The 6991-nt window shown below is 44.8% G+C and carries 8 protein-coding genes, 4 tRNA genes and 1 rRNA gene; 10 read left to right on the top strand and 3 right to left on the bottom strand.

What is annotated here, in order from left to right; translation table 11 throughout:
• Positions 1 to 53: 53 nt before the first annotated feature.
• The 5 genes from BUB60_RS19260 to BUB60_RS19240 all read left to right on the top strand — a co-directional run bounded on the left by BUB60_RS19260 (position 54) and on the right by BUB60_RS19240 (position 672).
• Positions 54 to 125, top strand: a tRNA-Glu gene (locus BUB60_RS19260).
• Between the two features lie 83 nt (positions 126 to 208).
• Positions 209 to 325, top strand: a 5S ribosomal RNA gene (rrf, locus tag BUB60_RS19255).
• Positions 326 to 360: 35 nt separating this feature from the next.
• Positions 361 to 436, top strand: a tRNA-Asn gene (locus tag BUB60_RS19250).
• Between the two features lie 55 nt (positions 437 to 491).
• A tRNA-Ile gene (locus tag BUB60_RS19245) sits at positions 492 to 565 on the top strand.
• 31 nt (positions 566 to 596) lie between these two features.
• Positions 597 to 672: transfer RNA gene (locus BUB60_RS19240), tRNA-Trp, on the top strand.
• Between the two features lie 139 nt (positions 673 to 811).
• Here the strand turns inward: BUB60_RS19240 and BUB60_RS19235 are convergent.
• The 3 genes from BUB60_RS19235 to BUB60_RS19225 all read right to left on the bottom strand — a co-directional run bounded on the left by BUB60_RS19235 (position 812) and on the right by BUB60_RS19225 (position 3469).
• Positions 812 to 1084 carry a hypothetical protein gene (locus tag BUB60_RS19235; protein WP_073083336.1) on the bottom strand — a complete coding sequence of 91 codons (273 nt, stop codon included), beginning with the start codon at positions 1082 to 1084 and terminating at the stop codon, positions 812 to 814.
• A gap of 17 nt (positions 1085 to 1101) precedes the next feature.
• Positions 1102 to 2322, bottom strand: coding sequence for a tyrosine-type recombinase/integrase (locus BUB60_RS19230; protein ID WP_073083333.1), 1221 nt, complete (start codon positions 2320 to 2322; stop codon positions 1102 to 1104).
• 262 nt (positions 2323 to 2584) lie between these two features.
• Positions 2585 to 3469: a CGNR zinc finger domain-containing protein gene (locus tag BUB60_RS19225; RefSeq protein ID WP_073083330.1), complete on the bottom strand. Its 885-nt coding sequence runs from the start codon at positions 3467 to 3469 to the stop codon at positions 2585 to 2587.
• Between the two features lie 117 nt (positions 3470 to 3586).
• On the opposite strand from BUB60_RS19225, the gene BUB60_RS19220 reads away from it, so the two are divergent.
• The 5 genes from BUB60_RS19220 to BUB60_RS19200 all read left to right on the top strand — a co-directional run.
• Entirely contained in the window at positions 3587 to 3766 is a 180-nt protein-coding gene (locus BUB60_RS19220; RefSeq protein WP_073083327.1) for a hypothetical protein, read from the top strand.
• 6 nt (positions 3767 to 3772) lie between these two features.
• Positions 3773 to 4012, top strand: coding sequence for a helix-turn-helix domain-containing protein (locus BUB60_RS20915; RefSeq protein WP_073083339.1), 240 nt, complete (start codon positions 3773 to 3775; stop codon positions 4010 to 4012).
• 37 nt (positions 4013 to 4049) lie between these two features.
• A complete protein-coding gene (locus tag BUB60_RS19210) occupies positions 4050 to 4907 on the top strand; it encodes a replication protein (protein WP_073083324.1) in 858 nt (285 codons plus the stop codon).
• Between the two features lie 18 nt (positions 4908 to 4925).
• Positions 4926 to 5792 carry an ATP-binding protein gene (locus BUB60_RS19205; protein ID WP_073083321.1) on the top strand — a complete coding sequence of 289 codons (867 nt, stop codon included), beginning with the start codon at positions 4926 to 4928 and terminating at the stop codon, positions 5790 to 5792.
• 25 nt (positions 5793 to 5817) lie between these two features.
• The coding region (locus BUB60_RS19200; RefSeq protein ID WP_073083318.1) for a replicative DNA helicase at positions 5818 to 6991 on the top strand (1174 nt) is incomplete at its 3' end.

Below are 6991 nucleotides of genomic sequence, written 5' to 3'. Positions count from 1 at the left end.
CAATGGGAATTAAAGAAACCCAGGCGAGACTTAGCGAAGTCTGCGACGACGACGGCCCGTTGGTCAAGCGGTCAAGACGGCGGCCTCTCACGCCGCAAACAGGAGTTCGATTCTCCTACGGGTCATTTAAACTCCTAGGTATCTTTCAGCAGCTTCTTGACAAAAATAGCATATTGTAGTAGTATTCGGTTACAATACCGATTACATAGTTGGTGTTGCTAACGGTGAGGGTCCACCCGTTCCCATTCCGAACACGGCAGTTAAGCTCACTCGTGCCGACAATACCTGGCTGGCGACGGCCCGGAAAGATAGGTAAATGCCAACACAATGAGCCTGATTTAAATATCAGGCTCACCATATTCCTCAATAGCTCAGTCGGTAGAGCATGCGGCTGTTAACCGCAGGGTCGTTGGTTCGAGTCCAACTTGGGGAGCCAGTTAACGGTATTGCCGTCACGAATATCGTGGCGGCAATATTTCTAACAGTTTTGCGGGCCTTTAGCTCAGTTGGTTAGAGCAACCGGCTCATAACCGGTCGGTCCTGGGTTCGAGTCCCCGAAGGCCCATTTTTATTTTCCCCAATTACATATTGATCTTAGGGGTATAGCTCAGCTGGTAGAGCAGCGGTCTCCAAAACCGCGTGCCGAGGGTTCAAATCCTTCTGCCCCTGCCAAGAGAAAAAGCCTGTGATTGCAACGGTCACAGGCTTCTTTTTTATCTGTGAAAATAGTCTTTCACGACAGTTTTCACGACAATTAGAAATATTTGACCCCTCGCGTGGCCTTAAAAAGGGCTTAGCGAGGGGTCTTTTTTTATTCCGCCTTTTTCGATTTATGCCCTCTGGCATATCCATATTTAAATGCAGTTTGAATCATCCAATAAATATCGAAATCATAATCGGATTTAATTTTAACGACAGTCGTAGGGTAGTCAATGCATGCTTCTCCTCTAACATTCATAGCAATGATAGCATCTATTTCCTCAAAGTTTATTTGTGCATTTTTTGCCCTCTCCTTGATTGCAGTTTTAATTTTCGTCGCAAGGCCTCCGGTACGGTCATATTTAACTGATGTTATTTCACTCATATTATAAATTCCTTTCTTTATTCTGCCTTTTTAATCTGCTCAATATATTTCTGCATCCTGGCGGCACTGTCTTCTTTCATCTTCTCAGATACATGGCCGTACCGGTCGAGTGTAAAAGCCGCTGTTGCGTGGCCAAGGTTTTCCTGAAGCGTTTTCACATCGTCGCCGTTCTGGAGACTGAGCACGGCATAGGTGTGCCGCAGATCGTGTACACAGGCCTCCGGCGCTCCGACCTGGGCTGCAAGCTTCTTCAGGTGCCGCCATGCTATGTTCGGTCTTAAATGCTGTCCGTATTCGTTTGTGAACACGAGGGAAGTCTTGCGCTCCTTCTCATCCTTCCAGCCCTGCCATTGGTCTAGGGCTTTATTTTTTGCCTCCAGTTGCTTTATGCCCTGCTGCTTGAGAAGTTCCATAACGGCCGGCGCCGGCGTCAACATCCGGGGCTTATCACTCTTTGTGGTATCGAATATATACCCGCCGTCCTTCTTCGGGCGCTCCTGGAGCTGCTTTTCAATACGGATCGTGCCAGTCTTATAATTTATACAATTCCATGTCAGGCCGATAGCCTCAGAGACGCGGAGACCTGTAAATAGAATGAGTTTGAGCATGGGGCCACAGTATTCATCAGCATCGATGAGCTTCATGAGGTCATTTATCTGTTCGTCTGTCAGGGGTTTAACTTCGGTTTTCGGTGCCCTCGGCAGCTTTGCCCCGGCGCATGGATTAACACGAATATAGTCAAGCTCAACAGCCGTATCCAAAACTGCGGATAGAACGCCGTGAATGTTCTTAACAGTTTTCGGGGCAAGGTCTTTTTTTCGTGTCAGGTCGTTTATAAAGCTCTGCACAAGGTGCTTTGTAAGTTCCCCGAGCTTCACCGCGCCCATGCCGGGCTTAATATGGTTCTCAATCTGGGATTTGTACGTCTTCTTTGTCAGGTACTTCAGATCACTCGTATAATCTTCAAGCCAAATATCAGCCCATTTTTTTAGAGGCATTTTCGACGGCTCAGTATATGTCCCTGCATCAATCGCGGCCGTGACTGCCCGGAGCTTTTCAGCAACTTCTTCCTGTGTTTTGCCGGTGATCGTAGGGCGTCTTATTTTACCGGTACCGTTATTCGTGCCAACGCAATACCGGCCCTCCCACCATTCATAGACCTTTCCCTTGACCATTTTGGATCTTTTGACGATTGATCCACTGCCGTTTGCGGTGCGCCTATTCTTCCTTGTCACCATCAGATCCTCCGCTTCTGGTTCATTTTCTCGTATTAATCTATTTCAGTCTCTTTTCCAAGGACTTCTTTGATTTTGCCATTCTGGCCTATTCAATTTCATCCAAAGTGATGGCCATTTCCAGACAACTTTCGCTGTATCGACGTAGACATTCCACCGGCTCTCCAGACCTAGATCAGACCCTCGATAAAACAGGCTTGCAGAGTCCAGCAGTAAGTTGCCGGATCACGACTCCGCCGGGCCCATGTATTGCACCCCGAGCATTTTAATCGCCGCGCTTGTCTTGTGCTTTTTTAGTGTTTTCTTTTAGCTTCCGCCTTTCGTAGCTTTTTTTTGAATTTGCTCGATTTCGGCATGCTGGAGAACAATATATGGCTTTTTCATTTGGCGATATAAACACCGCATTACAATGTTCGCATCTTTTAATATGCGTATCATCATCATAAAAAAGAAAAAGTGTTATTAAATCGAAAATTGATGCGACTACTTTCTTTTCATGCCATCCTTTACTCTGATAAACAATTTGTAGCGTTAAGGATACGCTTAGGCTCATCCCGTCGCCAACAATCTTAAAATGTGCATTAGGATGTTTTTGCATTGCTGCAATATACCTATCTGGCTGGGTGTAGCGATAATAAAGTTCAAAAATAATATAAGCTAAAAATGAAGCTGGCGCTTTTGCCCATGCCATAAACTTTGAGCCAAAGGCAATTTCCGAAAGGTCTTCAATTACTTTAGCTTGTATATTTCTATTATATTTTCTTGGATTTATCCCTCCAAATTTATTAAAAAAGTTTAGTAAAGCACTAATAATTTCCTCGGGATTTTCGCGCAGAAAGGGGGAATTTATATCGCTATATACGCCGTTCTTAATTTTTTCACCTCGCGCAATTGTCGCTATGCTATCAACAAATATTTCATCAAGATACATAGGTATATAGTCATGTAAGTGAATGTGATTTTCAAGTAAAAGTCCAAGTTCGAAGAAATCTTTTAAAATGTTATCAACCGATGAAAGTAAATCTTTTCGAAATCGGTTTTCATTTTCGGGAGATTCTGGGACAATCCACGTTGTCCCAGCAAGGTTTATTGCCTTGCACTCAAATACAGTTGAATTGCACACTAAATTAGTAAAGATATCCTCTTTCATGTTACCGCTCCAGTCAATAATATTCTAATATGTTCTAATAGTTGATGCTTAGTTACATATGTGATACTATCATAGTACAACAACAATAATAATGCAATGATAAGAGGAGAATCCAGTATGGCAAATATTGAAATTCGGCGAATCGCACAACAGTACAATATTAAACTGTGGCGAATTGCCCATGTACTTGGCATGACGGATGGTAATTTTAGCCGCAAAATGCGTTATGAGTTGCCGGACGCAGAAAAACAAAAGATATTTAACATTATTAAAAACTTGTCGAAGGAGGAAGAATAATTGTTTGTGAATGAACCGAATTGCATTAGAGGTACAAATCGCCTCAATGAAGATCAGAAACAGCCGGCGAAGCTTACCTACACTGTTGATGAGGCGGCGGAGATACTTGGTTTGTCACGTCCGGTTATGTATAGTCTATGCCACAGCCCAGACTGCAAATTTTCCATTAGAATTGGGAAGAGAATATTAATCAGTAAAGTGGCTCTTGAAGCTTGGCTATCGGAACAAGCTGCAGCCCAGATGTAGTTTTGCTATCCAGTTTTATATTAAGGCGGTAAAATTCATGGCTAATCCACAAAAAGAAAATGGTTTTACGCCGATTGCCAATGAAATTCTCGATCATCTCGTCAAATTGCCGCTGAACGGGTCGCAATGGCGGATCGTTGGGGTTGTCTGGCGGTATACATACGGATACAGCCGGAAGCAGCATGATATTTCCGTTAGCTTTTTGATAAATGCTTTAGGGCTTAAAAGCAGTCAATACCGACAGGTGGCCCGAGAATTAAAAAAACTGCTTGAGATGGGACTGCTTGTCGAAGTCGTAAAGCCTGACAAGAATAAAAGCCGAGGATTGATGTTCCAAAAAGACTTTGATCTCTGGACAGATAAGTCCTCTGGACTAAAAAGACTAGAGGACAAATTAGACCAGAGGGACTGGACTAAAAATACCAGAGAACCTCTGGACGAATTAGTCCACCAAGATAAACAAGATATAAAAGCAAATATTAAAACAAATATAGTATCTAACGATACTCTGTCGGCGAAGGCGACTGATGACGATAAACAGCAGAATTCCTCACGGGTTGATTATGAGGCTATCCGCGAGGCGTTTAACAGCGTGTGCGTATCTTTGCCGAAGGTTAGATTCTTGACGGACAAAAGACGTACCGCCATTAAGGCAAGGCTTTCTGACAAAAAGAATCCGGCAAACGTGGATATATTCACGGAGGTCTTCAACCTCGTTGAAAAGTCTGACTTTCTCAGTGGACGGGATGGGAAGTGGGGAGGCTGTTCGTTCGACTGGATATTAAAGTCGGAGAACTGGACAAAAATCTTAGAAGGTAACTACAGCCGAGAACGTTCGACAAATAGCAAACCGAATTATACCGACACGTCACGGTACGAAAAACAGACGTGGTAATCAGGAAGGAGAAAAACTATGAATACCGTTGGAATTACAGAAAAAGCTGATGTTTGCCCGAGCTGCGGCAAGGAAATACAGTTTGAATCAGCGACATTTGGTGACTTAAGTCGAAAATTTACTATTGCATGCGACTGTGATCGGGAAGAGAGAGAACAGGAGCAAAAACGGAAGCGCGCTGAGGATATTGAACGCGGAACAGCGATTTTCCGCGTTGGCATGCAGATAGGCACAGGAATACATAAGCGTCAACGAAAGATGACTTTTGATAATTTTGTCCCATTGGACGGACAGCAGGAGGCGTTTGACACTTGTCGAGCTTATGCCGAAGACTGGACAGAAAAAACTGAACATGGTCTGTTGATTTCCGGTCCTGTTGGTTCGGGGAAGACGCACCTTGGATCGGCTATTTGCAACGCTATTATTGCAAGACAGCCAGTTAAGGAATACGAGGCGGAGCGTTACATTTCATGTGATCCTGATGGGCCGGTTGATTATGGCGAGAATGGTCTTTATTATTCAGGTTCACTCAGACCCGAATATTCCGGCATGAAATTGATCTCATCTGTTAGTTTCTTAAACAGAATCAAATCTGCTTACGATAGTAAGGATGAAGACCCCGAGGACATCATGGATGGATACAAGGAAATAAAACTCCTTGTGTTAGATGATCTTGGCGCAGAAAAGGCGACCGACTGGGCCTTAGAGAAGCTTTTTGACCTTATTGACTTTCGATATAATGAACTCTTGCCAATCGTTGCAACGACAAACCTGACGACACTGGAAATGAAGGATGTACTCGGCGATCGTATTGCAGACCGGCTCCGATCAATGTGCAAGCTCGTAAGCATCACCGCCCCGTCTCAGCGCATCACAGCAAAATAAAAAACATAACAAGAGGTGGCAGTCCGTGTCAACTAACGCAACAGACATAGCTGAGATAAACGTTATCGGTTCAATCTTGCTAAATCCGGGGTCATTTCAACTTATCGACCTAAGGACAGAAGATTTTTATTTCGCTCTGCATCAAAATATTTTTCAAACAATCTCTGACCTGTCACGCAATGGCGAAATCATTGACCCCGTAACCATCCAGGCGAAACTCGAAGCCAAGGGACAAAAAATCCCCGCCGAAATACTCCGCAGTTTCGCCAGTGTGACCGTGACGGCGGCTAATGTCGAAGAATACGCCCGCATCGTGAAAAATTCCTCGCTGATTCGCTCTCTAAAATCGATGTCCTCGGAAATGCAGGATGTCCATGATACTGATGATGGGCAGGAAATACTTGTCCGGACAATCAAGAAACTTGATGAGCTGATGCAAAACGGAACACCGATAGATGTGATTGACAGCATGTCGGCACTTTTAGACCTTAATGAGTACCGGAATGCCATCAACGAAAAGCCTGAGGGCGAGTTTATACGAACGAGGTTTGAGAATCTTGACAGAATTCTCGGTGGCGGTCTGCTGAAGGGCGGATATTACATACTCGCTGCGAGGACTAGCATGGGAAAGACTAGCGTTGCGCTCCAGATAGCCGACAATGTAGCGGGGTATCGTGAAAATGTGCTTTTTGTTAGTCTCGAAATGAGCGTTCGGCAGATGACAGCAAAGCGAATATCAAGGCTCACGGGTATTCCAAATATGAAAATCTTAACCGGCTCTCTTTCGACGGATGAATATCGGAAATTCGGAGATGCAGCATCGACGCTAGCTGAGGTCCCTGTAGTGCTCAATAAACGAGTGTCGGCTTCTGTTGCAGATGTACAGGCAATGGCCGTTAGAGTCAATCCGTGCCTGATTATCATCGACTATTTGGGCCTTATACGGCCGGGTAGTAGGCGGAAATCAAAATATGAGGAGATCACCGAGATATCTCACGACCTCAAAGCCCTGGCGCTCAAACTGAATATCCCGGTCCTTTGCTTGGCGCAGATCAACAGGGAGTCCGAAGCGACGAAGGATAAGCGCCCGCAACTCCATAACCTGCGCGATTCCGGGGATATTGAGCAGGATGCGGACGGTGTCATGCTCATGTATAGACCGGGATATTACAAACGCGAAGAGGCAGCCCCACAATGGG

The sequence above is a fragment of the Sporobacter termitidis DSM 10068 genome (assembly GCF_900130065.1).
Lineage (GTDB): Bacteria > Bacillota > Clostridia > Oscillospirales > Oscillospiraceae > Sporobacter > Sporobacter termitidis.
Note: the sequence above shows the minus strand (reverse complement) of the source record. Positions and strands in the feature narration are given on the sequence as shown.